The organism is Nocardia altamirensis NBRC 108246, from assembly GCF_001612685.1.
Classification (GTDB): domain Bacteria; phylum Actinomycetota; class Actinomycetes; order Mycobacteriales; family Mycobacteriaceae; genus Nocardia; species Nocardia altamirensis.
The window spans coordinates 178,012-194,659 of sequence record NZ_BDAY01000014.1 but is presented as its reverse complement, the minus strand read 5'-3'; the positions used below and the strand labels follow the sequence as shown (position 1 = coordinate 194,659).

The 16,648-nt window shown below is 67.6% G+C and carries 11 protein-coding genes and 1 pseudogene; 10 read left to right on the top strand and 2 right to left on the bottom strand.

Features of this window, described 5'->3' with window-relative positions:
• Positions 1–46: 46 nt before the first annotated feature.
• A complete protein-coding gene (locus NA11_RS10210) occupies positions 47–625 on the bottom strand; it encodes a sigma-70 family RNA polymerase sigma factor (protein ID WP_167837613.1) in 579 nt (192 codons plus the stop codon).
• 190 nt (positions 626–815) lie between these two features.
• Between NA11_RS10210 and NA11_RS10205 the strand changes: the two genes are divergently transcribed.
• From NA11_RS10205 to NA11_RS10170, 8 genes and pseudogenes are all read left to right on the top strand, one after another.
• Complete coding sequence (locus tag NA11_RS10205) at positions 816–1,187, top strand: Rv1352/Rv1906c domain-containing protein (protein ID WP_069161600.1); 372 nt, start codon at positions 816–818, stop codon at positions 1,185–1,187.
• A gap of 27 nt (positions 1,188–1,214) precedes the next feature.
• A complete protein-coding gene (locus NA11_RS10200; RefSeq protein WP_069161553.1) occupies positions 1,215–1,964 on the top strand; it encodes an SDR family oxidoreductase in 750 nt (249 codons plus the stop codon).
• Positions 1,965–2,217: 253 nt separating this feature from the next.
• A complete protein-coding gene (locus tag NA11_RS10195; RefSeq protein ID WP_069161552.1) occupies positions 2,218–2,910 on the top strand; it encodes a DUF8020 domain-containing protein in 693 nt (230 codons plus the stop codon).
• 390 nt (positions 2,911–3,300) lie between these two features.
• A pseudogene (locus NA11_RS10190) lies at positions 3,301–4,464 on the top strand (transcription termination factor Rho, short form); the annotation flags it as partial.
• 75 nt (positions 4,465–4,539) lie between these two features.
• Entirely contained in the window at positions 4,540–5,742 is a 1,203-nt protein-coding gene (locus tag NA11_RS10185) for an MFS transporter (RefSeq protein WP_218023281.1), read from the top strand.
• Positions 5,743–5,797: 55 nt separating this feature from the next.
• A complete protein-coding gene (locus NA11_RS10180; RefSeq protein WP_069161598.1) occupies positions 5,798–6,199 on the top strand; it encodes a PaaI family thioesterase in 402 nt (133 codons plus the stop codon).
• 494 nt (positions 6,200–6,693) lie between these two features.
• Positions 6,694–7,038, top strand: a complete 345-nt coding sequence (locus NA11_RS10175; RefSeq protein WP_069161550.1) for a hypothetical protein — start codon at positions 6,694–6,696, stop codon at positions 7,036–7,038.
• A 24-nt stretch (positions 7,039–7,062) separates the two neighbouring features.
• Entirely contained in the window at positions 7,063–7,836 is a 774-nt protein-coding gene (locus tag NA11_RS10170) for a TetR/AcrR family transcriptional regulator (protein ID WP_069161549.1), read from the top strand.
• On the opposite strand, the gene NA11_RS45550 is transcribed toward NA11_RS10170, so the two are convergent.
• On the bottom strand, positions 7,833–8,381 hold the full coding sequence (locus tag NA11_RS45550) for an ester cyclase (RefSeq protein ID WP_167837612.1): 549 nt from the start codon (positions 8,379–8,381) through the stop codon (positions 7,833–7,835). The two genes, NA11_RS10170 and NA11_RS45550, sit on opposite strands and share 4 nt — an antisense overlap.
• A 481-nt stretch (positions 8,382–8,862) precedes the next feature.
• On the opposite strand from NA11_RS45550, the gene NA11_RS10160 reads away from it, so the two are divergent.
• Both NA11_RS10160 and NA11_RS10155 read left to right on the top strand, forming a co-directional pair.
• Positions 8,863–15,198, top strand: a complete 6,336-nt coding sequence (locus NA11_RS10160) for a type I polyketide synthase (protein WP_069161547.1) — start codon at positions 8,863–8,865, stop codon at positions 15,196–15,198.
• Positions 15,195–16,628, top strand: coding sequence for an aminotransferase class I/II-fold pyridoxal phosphate-dependent enzyme (locus NA11_RS10155; protein ID WP_069161546.1), 1,434 nt, complete (start codon positions 15,195–15,197; stop codon positions 16,626–16,628). The genes NA11_RS10160 and NA11_RS10155 overlap by 4 nt, the downstream gene beginning before the upstream one ends.
• Positions 16,629–16,648 lie beyond the last annotated feature (20 nt).

Sequence of the window (16,648 nt, the reverse complement as noted above, 5' to 3'; positions counted from 1 at the left end):
CGATGGCAAGCCCATGGCGATTAGTTGGCTATCGATCAAAGGGGCGTCAAGCGCTCTGCGGCAGCTTGCGCAGCGAACGCAGGGCATAGTGCACGCGCGTCTTGACCGTGCCGACCGGAACGCCGATCTCGTCGGCGACCTCTTGATAGGCGCGGTCGCGCAGGATCACCTCGACCACCGCCTCGCGCTGCGATTCGGGCAGCCTGGCCAACAGCTCCGCGACCAGCAGGCCATCGATCAATCCGTCGGTGAAATCGGGATGCGCGTAGCGGATGTCGCTGAGCGTGTCGACCTCGTCCCAGCCGGTGTCCCCCGGCCGCGCCGCCCGCGCACGGGCCATGTCGATGATGACGTTGCGCAGAATCGCCATCAACCAGGTCCGGACGCTGCCCTTGTTGTCATCGAAGAACGCACACGAGCGCCACGCCCGCAGCAGCGACTCCTGCACCGCCTGCTCGGCAAGCCCGCTGTCACCGAGGGCGCGCACGGCCCGCCAGTGCAGTAGCGCCCGGTCCGTCGCCAGCACCGCGGCCAGCCCGTCGTCGGTGCACAATCCCGCGCAGTGCGCGCCACACGACACCGACCGCCGTATCGACCGGCCGGACCCGAGCTGAGCACATGTCATACCTCGGATATCGCGGCACACCGGACGGATGACAACATCGTGCGCGATTTAGTCATGCACCGAAACAAGAAAAGTGGAATATGGCACATTCACGCGAGGTGTCTGGTAGATCTTGGCCCCGGAGATTCGGGGATCTCCCAGGTCAGCCGCTACGGCGGCGGTGAAAGCACGATTCGAGGAGAACATCGCGATGCGCGCAAGCACACTCCTGATCGCGGGTGCCATGTCATCCGCGATGACCCTGCTCGGCGGCGGGACCGCGGCGGCCCAGCCTGCGACCACGATGCCAGGCGACGGCGTCTACCTGGTCGGCGTCGACATCATCCCCGGCATCTGGGAATCGGCGGGCCCGGCCGATCCGGCGCACAACTGCGATTGGAGCAGGCTGTGGAAGCTGGAGGGGGACAACACCAACATGAGCAACATCATCGGCAACAATCTCACCAAGCTCGGTCCGATCCGCGCGGAGATCGAACCGACCGATCTGGCCTTCAAGTCCGTCAACTGCGGCGCATGGCGCCTGCTGCCGCCGAAGCCACCCACCGGATCCGCAGGCCGCTGACCCCGTCGCCTGGTTAAGGTCAGGCACATGACGAGGACCAAGATTCTGATCACCGGCGCGAGCGCTGGGCTCGGTGCCGCGATGGCACGCGACTTCGCGAGCAAGGGCCGCGATGTCGCGCTGTGCGCGCGGCGACTGCCCGCGCTGGAGGCGCTGCGCGCGGAGCTGGTCGCCGCTCATCCAGGGATCACGGTCGCGGTCCGCGCGCTCGACGTCGACGACCATCCCGCGGTGCCGAGGGTGTTCGACGAGCTGCGCAACGAACTCGGCGGGCTGGACCGGGTGATCGTCAACGCAGGCTTGGGCAAGGGCGCAGTGCTCGGCAGCGGCCGGGCCGACGCCAATATCGCCACGGCCACCACCAACTTCGTCAGCGCCCTCGCCCAGGCCGAGGCGGCGTTGGAGATCTTCCGCGCACAGAACTCGGGGCACCTGGTTCTGGTGTCCTCGATGAGCGCGGTGCGTGGGCTGCCTGGCAAGAAGGCCGCCTACTCGGCGAGCAAGGCGGGCCTGGCCGCGCTCGGCGAGGCGCTCGCGATCGAGCTGGCGAAGTCGCCGATCGCGGTCACCACGCTGCTGCCGGGGTTCATCGCCACTGACATGGCAGCCAAGGCGGGCGACGCGCGGATGGTCGCGCCGCTGGACAAGGGTGTCGCCGCGATGGTCGGCGCGATCGAGAAGGAACAGCGGCGGGCCTGCGTGCCGAGGTGGCCGTGGCGGCTGATCGATGTGGTGCTGCCGTTGCTGCCCGGCGCGGTGGTCGCCCGCATCGGCTGATGCCGCAGGCGCCTGCGTTTCTCGATTTATTGTGCGCTGGGCCACATTATTGAATGCTGAGAGTTAACTAAATGTCCGAATTTATGATTCTTTAACATGAATCACTTCTAATTGACGTTTCCTTAGCAGGTTCCGTTACATCTCCGCAACAAAGTCCTACGACCCTTTGCGGAGGTTCGTATTTATGGGCCGTGCCGGCTCAGCCCCCCGCGGGGGCCGAGGGTGCTCCTGCTGAGGAAAGTGTTTGAAATACATGAAGGTCAAGAAGTTCGCCGCCACGTCGGCACTGGTCATCGCGGCCGTCGGGATCACAAGCGGTACCGCGTACGCGGAGCCCGCCGCCTCGGCGCCTGCACCGGGGTCGACCGTGCAAACCGACGTGCTGCCCGGTATTCACTACACCGCAAATGTAGTCGACAAATCGGTGGTGCTGCGGACCGATGCCGGATCGCTGACAACCCAGGGCACGCAATTTCAGGTTCTCGACAATCAAGGCCAGCTGGTTGCCGGAATGCCGTTGACCTACCTCAAAGACGGTATGGAATGGCCGATCGCCGCCCAGATCGACGGTAATACCGCCACCTTCACGCCGAGCACCGACGCGGCGGATGCCCGTCCGGCGACCATGCTGAAGCCGGTCGACGCCAAGGAGATCGGCGGCGTCGACTTCAACACCGCGCTCAGCACCGCGGCCACCCAGTTCGGCCTGGCCACCGCGATCGGCACCCTGGTCGGCACCATCGTCGGCGGCGCGCTCGGCTGCGTGGCCGGCGCGATCATCGGTGCGCCGCTGGTGGTCCCGACGTTCTTCGCGGGCCCGATCGGTCTGTGCATCGCGGGCGCGGGCGTCGGCATCGCCCTCGGCGCCGCGGCGGGCATGATCCTGCTCGGCGTCCCGGTCGGCATCGCCAGCGCGATCCAGTTCTTCAGCTCCGTCTACGGGTAACTCGCCCGTGGGGTGAAACAGGCCCCGCTACCACCGCCGATGCCCGGCAGGTGACGTCCGACGTCACCTGCCGGGCATCGGCGTTTCTGGACCAGCGTGCACAGCGCCCGCGCCGACCGCGGCAGCGCGGCGGTGACCGGCATCATTGCGCGGCGAACAGCGACGAGGTACTCTCGGCGACGTCTTCTCCTTGTGGATGTAGGTAGCTCCTCCCACGAGAATTCCGAGATCCCCACCGAACCGGTCTCGAGAACCGTTCCGGAATACCCAGTGGATCCCACTCAGCGGCGCGCCCGTGGCCGCCGTCTTCCCGGCCGTTCGCCGATCCCATGAAACCCGCACTCTGCAGGCCCATGAAACTCACTCACTGAAAGAAATCCCATGAACAACAACACAATCCAAGAAACCGACGGTCGAACAGACCAACCGGCGACCCGAACGGTCACCGGCATCCTCGACTTCACCGGCAACCGCGGCACTCTGCGCGTCGACGGTTACCTCCCCGGTCAGCACGACCTCGCCGTCCCGCAGCGCCTCGTTCGCGAGCTCCGCCTGCGCCGCGGCGACTTCCTCACCGGCACAACGCGATCCGCGCCCGCCGACCCGACGGGCAAGAACGACAAACCCGCAACGCTGCTGGCCGTCGACACCGTCAACGGACAGCAGCCCGACAAGCTCGCACACCGGCCCGTCTTCGCCGACCTGGTGCCGATCTACCCCACCGAGCGCCTGCGGCTGGAAACCGAACAGCACGCGATGACCACCCGGGTCACCGACCTGGTGATGCCGATCGGCAAGGGACAGCGCGCACTGATCGTCGCGCCGCCGAAGGCAGGCAAAACCTCTGTGCTGCAAGCGATTGCGCACGGCATCGCGAAGAACAACCCCGAATGCGAGCTGATGCTTGTGCTCGTCGGCGAACGCCCCGAGGAGGTCACCGACCTGACCAGGGCGGTGCCCGCCGACGTTGCCGCGGCCACCTTCGACCTGCCTGCCCGCGACCACATCGCGGTCGCCGAGCTCGCCATCGAACACGCCAAGCGCCTGGTCGAAATGGGCCGCGACGTCGTGGTGCTGCTCGACTCGCTGACCAGGCTCGCCCGCGCCTACAACCTCGCAAGCCCGGCCTCAGGCCGCGTGCTGTCGGGTGGTGTCGAGGCCACCGCCCTCGCCCCGCCCAAGCGCTTCCTCGGCGCCGCCCGCAATATCGAGGGCGGCGGCTCGCTCACCATCATCGCCACCGCGCTGGTCGAGACCGGCTCGCTGGCCGACACGGTGATCTTCGAGGAGTACAAGGGCACCGGCAACGCCGAGCTCAAACTGGATCGCGCGACCGCGAGCCGTCGGGTGTTCCCCGCGGTCGACATCGCCAAGTCGAGCACCCGCAAGGACGAGCTGCTGCTCGCGCCCGACGAACTGGCCGCGACGCACACGCTGCGCAAGACCCTGGCCGCGCTGGACGACCAGCAGGCCATCGACCTGCTGCTCGAGGGCCTCCGCAAGACCGAGACGAATGCCGAGTTCCTCGCGCCGATGCGCGCCGGACGTCGCTGAGCGGCTTTTCGCCCTTGATACGGTCCCGGCGAAAATCCGCCGGAGGCGCCGCCCGCCGCTTGCTGAACTGGCGGCGTGACCACAACTCTCGCGCCCTCTCCCCCCGCGCCACCCGGCGGCTCACTGACCGGCTGGCTCGCCGTGGCCGCAGTGACAACCGCGATCTTCGCCGTCGTCACCACCGAGATCCTGCCGATCGGCCTGCTCACCGCGATCGGCGCCGACTTCGCCGTCTCCGACGGGACGGCCGGGCTGATGATGACCATGCCTGGCTTGATCGCCGCAGTGGCCGCGCCTGTGGTGACTGTCGCCACCGGGCGCATGGACCGGCGAGCCATGTTGTGCCTGTTCATGTTTCTGCTCGTGCTCGCCAATGTGGTGGTGGCCGCCGCGCCCGTCTATGCGGTGGTGCTGGTGTCCAGAGTGCTGGTCGGCGTCACCATCGGCGGCCTCTGGTCGATCGCGGCCGGGCTTGCCGAACGGCTGGTGCCCGCGCACTCGGTGGGCCGGGCGAATGCGGTGATCTTCTCCTCGGTGCCGCTCGGCTCCGTGCTCGGCGTGCCTGCGGGCACGCTGCTCGGCGAGATCGCAGGCTGGCGAACCACATTCGTGGTGCTCGCGGCGCTCGCCGCAGTGGTGCTCGGCATGCTTGCCGCGTTCCTGCCGCCGCTGCCCGTGCACCGGGTCACCCGGGCGTCCTTGCTGCGCGGGCTACTTCGCGGGGTGCACACCCGATTCGCCGTGCTGGCAACCTTTCTCGTCGTCCTTGCGCATTTCGGCGCCTATACCTATGTCACGCCGTTCCTCCAACAGGTGACTCATCTCGGGCCGGGCATGATCACCCTGCTGCTCCTGATCTACGGCGCCGCAGGCATACTCGGCAATTTCCTCGGCGGCGCTGCCGTCGTGCGGCGGCCGCACACCACCCTCGGCTGCGCCGCGACCATGGTGGCGGCGGCGACGCTGCTACTGCCGGTGCTCGGCCGGTGGGAGCCAGGCGCGCTCGTGCTGCTCGTGGTGTGGGGCATCGGGTACGGCGCCGTCCCGGTGGCCACCCAAGCCTGGTTCGTCAGGGCGGCACCGGATGCGCCCGAGGCGGCCTCGGTGCTGTTCACCGCCGCGTTTCAGGCGACGTTGTCGCTCGGCGCGCTGGCGGGCGGGGTTGTGGTCGACCGGAGTTCGCCGACGACGGTGCTGGTCCTCAGCGGTCTCACCGCAGTGCTCGTCCTTGTCGCGGTGTCTTCTCATGCCCTCAGGCACCCCTGGCCGGACCGGTGACTATTACCTGACGGGTAATCGACTACGACACCGCGCGGCGGGCATGATCGCGAGTATGAGCGATGACGTTGGCACCAAGCTTTTCCACCAGTCCATGCCCTTCACTGAGCGGCTCGGTGTCGAGGTGCTCGAGCACGGGCCCGCGCTGGTGCGCAGCCGCATCGCATGGGACGAATCCCTGTGCACGCTCGGCGGTGTCGTGCACGGCGGCGTCCTGATGTCGCTGGCGGACGCGAACGGCGCCGTGTGCGCGTACCTGAATCTGCCCGAGGGCAAGCAGGGCACCACCACGGTCGAGTCCAAGACGAACTTCGTCCGCGCGGTCCGCGCGGGCTACGCCACCGCCACGTCGACGCCGCTGCACGCGGGTCGCTCGTTCATCGTGGTGGAGACCGAGATTCGCGACGACGCGGGCAAGCTCGTCGCCAAGGTGACCCAAACCCAGGCGGTGCTGTAGTTCGCCAATGCCGCAAGCGTCCGTCACCAGGGTGACGGACGCTCTTCTGTCACAAGATCTTTCGTTCTGCGAACGGATCGTGATCGCTCCAGGTAAGCTACCGACCAGTATTCAGGTAATGGGTTGATCGGCAGAGGATGTGAGGGACGGCCGCCGCGGCAGCGGCAGGCGGAGCAGGTAGTTGTCGGCAGCTACCGAACGCGGCAACAAAGCCATGGGGGCAGGGCGTATCGGTTCACCCGCTGTGACGGACCACGGTTCGTCGCCTACCTCGTTGTCAGGTGTCACAGCGAGGGTGGGTGAAAAGCGAATTCTGGAATGCGCCAAAGCATCTCGAGTACCCAGCGTGGATGTTACACTTTGTCACAAAGAGATTCAGTGACGACATTTCGGCTTCCGACATGCGCCCCACCGGGCGCTACTCCTCTTCGTAGCCTGCGAACGCGGCTCCACTCTTCCCGTAACGTCCGCTGTTGGTACGGCAAGGACCGGAGATGACTGTGCGTGACGAACGACATCTCGATAGATCGATCGAGCAATCCGACAGCGAATCTCGCTCGACCGTCAGCAGACATCGCCTGCACGCCTGGCGTGAATTTTCCGCCACCGTTCTCGACATCACCTCACACTTCCCGATATACCGGACGAGGCACGGTCAACGCGTGATCGTCCATCCAACGCGAATCCTTTCTCGGGGTACAGGATTGGCGACCGTCGTGCACCAGGCCGGCAGCATCAGCACCAGTCGCACGACCGTCGCGGGCAGCGCTGCCCTGGCTCAGCCCCAGTGCCGCCCATTCCAGGAAAGCACCGCCGAGAAACTACGCGTGGTCGCCTGATCCGCGACCTGCCGAACGGAAGCGATGAGCGAAAGCACCACCGGGGGGATCACCGAACTAACCGCGCCGCAGCCGGCATCAGCGGATGCCATGGCCATCGCACTGCGCGACCGGCTGATCGACGCGACCGTCCAGGTCGTGTCGACCGAGGGCCTGCACGCACTGACGGTGCGCCGCGTGTCCAGCATGTGCGGGGTGTCGACGATGGCCGTCTACTCGAACTTCGGCGGCATGCCTGGTCTCATCCGCGCGGCGGGCTCGGCGGGCTTCGCCCTGCTTGCCGCGCGGATGGACGAATTCGGGCCGTCCGAGGAACCGATCACCGACCTGCTCGTCCTCGGGTTGGTGTTCCGCGCCGAAGCACAGCGCAGACCCGAGCTGTTCCAGTTGATGTTCGGCACCGGATCCCAGCGCATCGACATGAAAATCAATCGCGGCAATGTGCTTGCCGCCGAGAACAACTCGGAGTTCGAGCACTACCAGGAAACCTTCGACCACGTGGTGGACGCGGTGCGGAGGGCACAGGCGGCGGCGCTGATCGACACGCCGGATGTCCGCTCGGCCGCCGCCCAGCTCTGGATGGGGCTGTTCGGCTTCGTCCAGCTGGAGATGGCCGGGCACCTCGGTGACGACGGCCTGTTCGAGGTGCTGGTGCCCGCGATCGTCAACCTGCTCGTCGGCATGGGGGCCACGCTCGACGACATCGGCGTCGCGGTGATCCAGGCGATGGAGCGGTACACCGCCGACGAGGACGAGGAGCTCGCGGCCGACGAGGACGACCGCGAGCAGGCCGACTAGAACGGCAGCCGGGAACGCACCCGCTGAGCCCGCGCCATCGCGCGCTCGGCGGTGCTACCGCGCGGCGGCATCAACCCGAGCTGCAACAGCATCTCCTGCAGGTCCCAGGTCGCCTGACTACGCCAGATGAGGCCGCCCTTGAACTGCCAGATGTCGATCACCAGCAGGTCGATCTTCTTGCCGGTGGCCGCGAACCCGGGTGGATCGATCAGGCCGAGGTGGGTGCCGGTCATCCGCCACGGCACCACCGCGGCCTTGGACTCCGCGGCGAGCAGTGGCGGAAAAGGGTTGGTATAGGCCACATCCGGGAAAGACCGCACGGTATCGGAGACGAATTCCTCGACGCCGGACCGCCCGACCGCTTGCTTCCCGAGCGACGGGTCGTACCAGATGGTGTCCTCGGCAGCACATTTCGCGACGGCGGCGCCGTCGCCGGTGTTCCACCCCGCGATATATCGTTCGGTGAACTCGGCGAGCCAGGCCGCGCTCTCGATCGGCTCGGCTTCCGGCTCGATACGGAACTGCCCGGTGCTGTACGGATCCACGACCAACGCCTTTCGCCGGAAACACATTCGCCGAATCATTCTAGCCGCGAAAATCGTTGAGGGTCGAACCATCTCGACAATAACTACGTCAGCGCTCCGGTATAACAACGTCATTCGACGTGAATAACACTGTGATGGTGGACGAATAACACTGTGATGCCACGCATGCGCAATCCCATAACCCTGTAATAACAGCAGAATAATGCCGTCATGCTGCACAGATGCCGACCCAATAGGTGGCTGCGACAAGGGATTACGTACCGGTTTCGGGTAACCGTATTGACCCTGATCACAGCTTTCTCCTACCATGGTTGGACGAAGACCTCCTACCACGGAACCAAATTCACACCGGACGACGCGGCCAAATCACACATGCGGCAGGCGCACGGTTACGGTGCTCTCCAAGACAATTCGAACGCGCGGCACCGAAACAGCCTACCCGCGCATTGATTTCGATGTCCTGACATCCAGAGGACTTTGCATGCCTGCAATAGCAATTGTCGGTATCGGGTGCCGATTTCCCGGCGGAATCGACAATACGGCCAGTTTCTGGGAGCTGGTCCTGCACAAGGGCGACGGCATCATCGAGGTACCTGCCGACCGATGGAACGTGGCCAAGTTCTACGATCCCGACCCGGACGCGCCAGGCCGGATGTACACGCGACACGGCGGATTCCTGACCCAGTCGCTGTGGGAGTTCGACGCCGAGTTCTTCGGGATCTCCCAGCGCGAGGCCGCCATCATGGACCCGCAGCAGCGGCTGCTGCTCGAGGTGGCCTGGGAGGCGCTCGACGACGCGGGCATGGCGGGCAAGGTGAGCGGCCGCGAGGTAGGCGTGTTCGTCGGCGGCTTCATGAACGACAACGCCTTGGTGCGCAGTGGCTCGCTGGCCAGAGCCTCGATCAACAGTCACAGCCCGACCAGCGCGTCACACACCCTGCTCTCGGCCCGCATCGCGTTCCTGCTCGACCTGCTCGGCCCGACCATGACCATCGACACGGCCTGCTCGTCGTCCCTTGTCGCGCTGCATCAGGCGGTGCTCGCGCTGGAGGCAGGCGAATGCGAGGCCGCCATCGTCGGCGGCGCGAACGCGATCCTGCGGCCCGAGGCTTTCATCTCGATGTGCAAGGGCCGCTTCCTTTCCGTCGACGGCCGGTGCAAGACCTTCGACGCGACGGCCGACGGCTACGGACGCGGCGAAGGCGCGGGCGCGATCATCGTCAAACCGCTCGAGGTGGCCCAGCGCGACGGCGACCGGATCTATGCGGTCGTGCGCGGCAGCGGCGTCAACCAGGACGGGCGCACGCTGGCCATCCCGGTGCCGAACCCGGTCGCCCAGCAGGCACTCGCGCGCCGGGTGCACCGCATCGCGGGCATCGAGCCGTATCAGATCGGCTACGTCGAGGCGCACGGCACCGGCACCGCCGTCGGTGATCCGCTCGAAATGACCGCGCTCGGCACGGTTTACGGCGCCGTCGAGGGCAGGACGGACACGCTGCCGGTCGGCTCGGTCAAGAACAACATCGGCCACACCGAGGCCGCCGCAGGCGTCGCAGGCGTCATCAAGGCCGCGTTGACGCTGCACCACGGCACCATCGCGCCGCAACTGCGGCTGGACAACCCGAACCCGGAGATCCCCTTCGACGACCTGCGCCTGCGGGTTCCGCTGGCGCCGGAGCCGATGCCGACCATCGACGGACGAACTGCCATCGCGGTCAACAGCTTCGGCTACGGCGGCACCAACGCGCACGTGATCATGGAGCAGGCGCCCACCCTCAGCACGGTCGATGACGCACGGCCGCAACCATTTCCGGTGCTGGCCCTGTCCGCGCGCAGCGAGGTCGCGCTGCGCGAACTCGCCGGGTCGGTGCGTGCCATCGCCGAGACGGTCGACCCGTCGACCGTGACCGAGTCGATCTGGGCGCGGCGCGCGCACCATCCGCTGCGTGCCGCCTTCGCCTACCGCGACGGCGACGATCTGCGCGCCCAGCTGGCCGAATTCGCCGAAGGACGTGGCCAGAACCCGGCGCGCGCCCTGTCCGAGGCCGGGCCGAAGCCGGTCTTCGTCTACAGCGGCATGGGCCCGCAGTGGTGGGGCATGGGCCGCGGACTGCTGCAGGCAGGCGGCCGTTTCGCGGCGGTCGCGCACGAGATCGACGCAGTCTTCCGGCCGATCGCGGAATGGTCGATCGTGGCGGAACTGCTTCGCGACGAGGCGGATTCGCGGATCACCGGCACCGCGATCGCTCAGCCTGCGAACTTCCTGGTGCAGGCTGCGCTCACCGCCGAGCTGGCCGAGCTCGGCATCCGACCGTCCGCGGTGGTCGGCCACAGTGTCGGCGAGGTGACCGCGGCCTACGTCTCCGGTGCGCTGTCCCTGCACGACGCGCTGTTGGTCAGCTACCACCGGTCCCGGCTGCAGGCCACCACCGCGGGCAGCGGCGGCATGCTCGCGGTCGGCCTGCCCGAGGAGCAGGCGCTGGAGCGGCTGACCGGTGTCGACGGCGTCTGCGTCGCCGCGGTCAACTCCGCGTCCGCGGTCACGCTGGCCGGCGATCTCGCCGCTCTCGGCGCGCTGCGCGAAACCCTCACCGAGGAAGGTGTTTTCGCGAAGCCACTGCGCGTCGAAGTGCCCTATCACAGCCATCTGATGGACCCGATCCTCGACGAGCTCCGGTCGGTGCTGGCCGGTCTGCGTCCCGGCGCAACCCGAATCCCGTTGTGGTCCACGGTGACCGGCACCGAACTGGACGGCACCGAATGGGGACGCGAGTACTGGTGCCGCAATGTGCGCCAGCCGGTGCGCTTCGCGGCCGCCATCGGCGGCCTGCTCGACGCAGAGCACGTCGCGTTCCTCGAGGTCGGTCCGCACCCGGTGCTGAGCGGCAACATCCGCGAGGCGCTCGTGCAGCGCGGGGTCTCCGGCGCGGCGATCAGCACCCTGTCGCGCGACGCGGAGGACGAGCACAACCTGCGCAGGACCGTCGCGGACCTGTATCGCGCAGGCGCGTTGGAGGTTTCGCGGGCGCCGGGGGCAGGCCCTGCCGCGGTCGGCTATCTGGACCTGCCTCGCTACCCGTGGCAGCGCCGGCTGCTGTGGACCGAGGATCCGGCTACCGCGCGCGACCGGGCAGGCGCCACCGCCGGTTACGCCATGCTCGGTGAACGGACCGACGCCACCGCGCCCGAATGGGATGTGCAGCTGTCGATCACCGCCCTGCCGTGGCTGCGCGACCACGTGGTGGAGGGGTCGGTGGTGCTGCCTGGCGCCGCCTACCTGGACGCCGCGCTCAGCGCCATCGCGGTGCGCACCGGCCGCACCGCCTTCGGCCTGGAGTCGGTCGAGTTCGCGACGCCACTGATCGTCGGGCAACACGACGTGCCGGTGGTGCGCATCTCCGTGGAGGAGACCACCCACCGGTTCACCGTGCGCTCCAGAGCGGCGACCGAAACCACCTGGACCCTCAATGCTTACGGCCGCCTGATCGAGGCGGATGTGGATGAACGGACCATCGACATCACGCCGCCGCCCGATGCGATCGAGATCCCTGCGGCCATGCTCTACGACGGCCTCGCCGCGCACGGCCTGGCGTACGGACCGGCATTCCGCCTCGTGGACATCGCGCGGGTCGGCGCGGACGGCGTGCTGGCACGGCTCGATCTGTCGACGTTGCCGCCTGCCGTCGCTCCTGCCCTGCCACATCTCGCCCACCCCGCCGTCATCGACGCCGCCCTGCAATGTTTCGCGGCGCTGTCCGCGCAGTCGGCAGGCGACGAGCCCGTCGTCGTGGTGCCCGCCGCGGTCGCGGCGGTGCGCTGGGTCGGACCGCTGCCGGAAGACGAAGCATGGGTACGCGTTTCGCGGAGCCCCGGCGACCCGCTGCTCGCCGACATCCACCTCGCCGACTCCGCCGGCCACGTCGCGCTGACCATGTCGGGCGTGCGCTTCGCCCAGATCTCGGGGCGCCAGGACATCTTCGATCAATTGGATGAGGTGTTCTACGAACCGGTCTGGTCGATCGTCGACGACGTCGAGCCGACCGTCGAGACCGATCTCGCCGCAGCACCGGAGTTCCTGATGGTGATCGGCCTCGGCAGCACGGTGTCGCAGCGGGCCAAGGAGCTGGCGGCCGTGCGCGCCGCCAGTGAGCTGCGCACCCTCGACGCCCAGGACAGCACCGAGGCGGACCGGCTGTTCGAGCTGCTGCGCGCCGCCCACGAACGCGACGAGCGCAGCCGGGTTGTGCTGGTGGCGAATTCGGAGCTCGACCCGGTGCACAACGTGTACGGGCTCGTGCTCGTCGCCAAGGCGGTCAGCAGGCTGCTCGGCGAGTACATCGACAACCCGCCCGAGGTACGCGCCGTCGTGGTGACCGAGCACGCGTTCTGTCTGCCGGTCGACCGGTTCGTCAACATCCCGCATGCGGCGCTGACCGGCGCGCGCCGCGCCTTGCTCAACGAACTGCCCAACGCGCGTTGGCGACTGATCGACGCTGAGGCGGGCACTCCCGCCGAAGACGTGGTCGCGCAGGTGCTCGCCGACGACACCGTCGCCGGACGCGCCGACGAGGTCGCGCTGCGCGCCGGTGCGTGCTGGGCGATCCAGCTGCGGCACACGCTGCGTGACCAACTGGCGACCTGGGATGCCGCCGCACCGCTCACCGACACCGAAGCGTCGTTCCGCCTGGAGATTCCGCGGTCCCGGCTGCTGTCCGAACTGTCCTGGCGCGAGGTCGAGCGGGTCGCGCCCGGTCCAGGTGAAATCGAGATACGGGTGGACGCGGTCGGTTTGAACTACAAGGATCCGCTCAAGATCCTCGGCGTGCTCACCGAAAAAGAGCTGACGGGAACCTATTTCGGCACCGGGCTGGGCATGGAGGGCTCCGGTGTCGTCGAGCGGGTCGGCGCGGGCGTCACCGAGGTGGTGCCCGGTGACCTGATGTCGCTGTGCAGCCGTGGGATGTTGAGCCGGTTCCTCACCATCCCGGTCGGTGACGGCGCGACGCAGCCGATGCAGCTGACGATGACCGCCGAGTTCGACCCCTGCCATTGCAGCTCGGCCTTGCCGCTGCTCACCGCCGAATTCACGCTCGAGGAACTGGCGAGGGTGCGACCTGGCGAGACCGTGCTCATCCACGGCGCCGCCGGCGGAATGGGCATGGCAGCGATCCAGGTCGCGCGGCGGATCGGCGCCACGGTGATCGCCACCGCGGGCACCGAGGACCGCCGGGCGATCGCGCGCGACCTCGGTGCGCACGAAGTGTTCCACTCACGGTCGGTGAGCTTCGTCGACGACGTGCTCCGGGTCACCGACGGCCGCGGCGTCGACGTGGTGTACAGCTCGTCGCCCGGCGAGATCCTGCATCAAAACCTGCGGGTGGTTGCCGAATTCGGCCGGATCATCGAGCTCGGCAAGGCCGACATCTACACCGGCGGCGCCATCGATCTGCGCCCGTTCGACCGCAACCTGTCGTTCTTCGCCGTCGATGTCGACCGGGCGCTGGCCAACCGGCCGGAGCTGGTGCGCGCCTACGCGAGGAAGGTGATCGACGCACTCGACAAGGAGATCTACCAGGCCTTGCCCTACACGGCCTTCGGTCCGGACGAGGCGAGCAAGGCCTTCGAGACGGTGGTCCGCTCCACCCACACCGGCCGAATCGTGCTCGATCTCAGTCGAGAAGCGCCCATGGTACGGGCGAAACTGCCTGCGGCGCCGATCAAGTCGACCGGGTCCTACCTGGTGACCGGCGGCTTCGGCGCCTTCGGCCTCGCGACCGCGCGCTGGCTGGTGCGCGAGGGCGCGCGCAGGCTGGTGCTGGTCGGCAGGCAAGGCGCCGCCACTGACGAGGCCCGAGAAGCCTTGGCGGACTTCACCGAAGCAGGTGTCGTCGTGGTCGAGGAACGCGTCGATGTGTCCGATTACGACGCGGTGGCGGCGCTGATCGAGCGCAGTGGCACCGAGGATCACCCACTGCGCGGTGTCTTCCATGCGGCCGGTGTGGTCAACAATCTGGAGGTTCCGCAGATCACCGCCGAATCGTTGGCGGCGATCTTCGGACCGAAGGTCGCGGGAGCACTGCACCTGGACAACGCCCTCACTGCCGCTGGGATCGATCTCGACCACTTCGTGCTGTATTCCTCGGCGAGCAGCCTCGTCGGCATCAACCCGCAAACAGGCTATGCCGCAGCCAATTCGGTGCTCGACGCGCTGGCGGGCGCACGGCGCGCCCGCGGCGCCGCCGCCCTCGCGGTGAACTGGGGTTTCATGCGCGGCGGCGGCATGGCCGACTTCGACGCCATCGTGCGCTATGCCGAGCTCACCGGCTACCGGTCGGTGCCCATGGACGTCGCGACCGAGCATCTGCGCGAATGCCTGCGCATCGACCTTCCACAGATCGCGCTGATCGACGTGGACTGGGGCAAATGGGCCACCGTGCACCGCCCTTCGGCGCGCACGCCGCGGTTCGGCGAGCTCGTCAGCGCGGCGGGCGGCACCTCGGGGGTCGGCGCGCTGCGTGCGGAGATTCTGGCGCTCGGTCCCGAGCAGCGCGGTGAGGTCGTGGCGTATCTGCTTGTCGAGCAGCTCGTCTCGGTCCTCGGCGTCGCCGCGGAGACGGTCGACCTGGATATCCCGCTGCCCGAGCTCGGCATGGACTCGCTGATGGGCATGGAATTCGGCGCCAGGGTGGCGAAGGTACTCGGCGTGCAGATGTCGGTGCTCGCCGCGATCGGCATGACGCTGCGCGGGCTCGGCGCCCGGCTCGCCGATCAGATTGCGCAGGAAGAAGACCGAATGGCGAGGAGCGAGACGGAATGACCATCGATCAGAACGATTCGCGCGAGCTGGCGCGCGCGTTGCTGGCCAAACACGGCGACGGCGGCGCGGACAGCGGCGGCGCGGCCACCAATGGTGACGGGAATGCCGTTGCTGGGCAGGCGAATACCGCCGACGTCGGCAACAACGGCAAGGCCGCCGCCGACCGGGCGACCACCTCCTTCAAGGACCACCCCGGCGTGCTCGAGGCCGCGCGACGCTTCGGCCGCTTCGACGAGTTCGTCACCAAGATGGGTCTGGAGAACCCGTATTACCTGCCGCACGAGGGCGTCAGCGGAGCCGTCACCCGGATGGCGGGTCGAGACGTGGTCAACTTCAGCAGCTTCGGCTACCTGGACCTGGCCGCGTCACCGCGCGTGCAGCAGGCCGCCAAGGACGCCATCGACGAATACGGCACCTCCGCCGCCGCGGTCCGCATCGTCGCGGGTGAGCTCCCGATCTACGGCCAGCTGGAGCACGAGATCGCAGGCCTCTACGACACCGACGCCGCGATCGTGACCGCGAGCGGCTATCTCACCAACGCCGCCGCGATCGGATTCCTGCTCGGCAAGCGCGATCTCGCGGTCTGCGACTCACTGATCCACAACAGCATGGTGGCGGGCACCGAGTGGGCCAGGTGCAAGCGAGTCAACTTCCGGCACAACGACCCGGAATCGCTCGAGGCGATCCTGAAGATGTCGCGGCGCAGCTTCGACCGGGCGCTCGTGCTCATCGAGGGCCTCTACAGCATGGACGGCGATGTGGTCCGGCTGCCCGAAATCATCGAGATGGCCCGCAAATACAACTGCTCGATCATGATCGACGAGGCGCATTCGTTCGGCGTGCTCGGCGCGAACGGGCTCGGCGTGCGCGAGCTGTTCGATCTCCCCGGCGACGCCGTCGATGTCTGGATGGGCACGCTGTCCAAGGCGATCGGCAGCGTCGGCGGCTACCTCGCCGGAAACCGGGAACTGATCGACGGTTTCAAGTATGTGGCAGGCGGGCTGAGCATGTACACGGCCTCGCCTGCGCCCTCTGCCATCGCGGCAGCCCTGGAAAGCCTTGCCGTGCTTCGGGAAGAGCCGGACCGGGTCGCCACCCTGCGCCACAACGCCGCGTACTTCCATCGCAGGGCCAACGAATGCGGTTTCGACACAGGCACTTCGGAGGGCACCCCGATCACGCCGATCATCACCGGCGCCGACGAACCCGCGGTGCTCGGCGCGGTCGCCATGTTGCAGCGCGACTTCAGCGTCAACGCCATCTCCCATCCCACGGTGCCGGCCGGTGAGGCGCGGTTGCGCTTCTTCATCAACTGCCGCCACACCGAACAACAACTGGACCAGGCGCTGGCGGCGCTGCGCGAGGTGCTCGACGGACTCGCCGATACGGCAGGACAGCAATCCACTTTCTTCCAGGAGGAGAACTCGTGAAAATCCCCCTCAGTCGATCA

Bases quoted from the DNA above. Each gene is read 5' to 3' on its own strand.
- NA11_RS10210 (WP_167837613.1), bottom strand. From the start codon at position 625: ATGACATGTGCTCAGCTCGGGTCCGGCCGGTCGATACGGCGGTCGGTG.
- NA11_RS10205 (WP_069161600.1), top strand. From the start codon at position 816: ATGCGCGCAAGCACACTCCTGATCGCGGGTGCCATGTCATCCGCGATG.
- NA11_RS10200 (WP_069161553.1), top strand. From the start codon at position 1,215: ATGACGAGGACCAAGATTCTGATCACCGGCGCGAGCGCTGGGCTCGGT.
- NA11_RS10195 (WP_069161552.1), top strand. From the start codon at position 2,218: ATGAAGGTCAAGAAGTTCGCCGCCACGTCGGCACTGGTCATCGCGGCC.
- NA11_RS10180 (WP_069161598.1), top strand. From the start codon at position 5,798: ATGAGCGATGACGTTGGCACCAAGCTTTTCCACCAGTCCATGCCCTTC.
- NA11_RS10175 (WP_069161550.1), top strand. From the start codon at position 6,694: ATGACTGTGCGTGACGAACGACATCTCGATAGATCGATCGAGCAATCC.
- NA11_RS10170 (WP_069161549.1), top strand. From the start codon at position 7,063: ATGAGCGAAAGCACCACCGGGGGGATCACCGAACTAACCGCGCCGCAG.
- NA11_RS10160 (WP_069161547.1), top strand. From the start codon at position 8,863: ATGCCTGCAATAGCAATTGTCGGTATCGGGTGCCGATTTCCCGGCGGA.
- NA11_RS10155 (WP_069161546.1), top strand. From the start codon at position 15,195: ATGACCATCGATCAGAACGATTCGCGCGAGCTGGCGCGCGCGTTGCTG.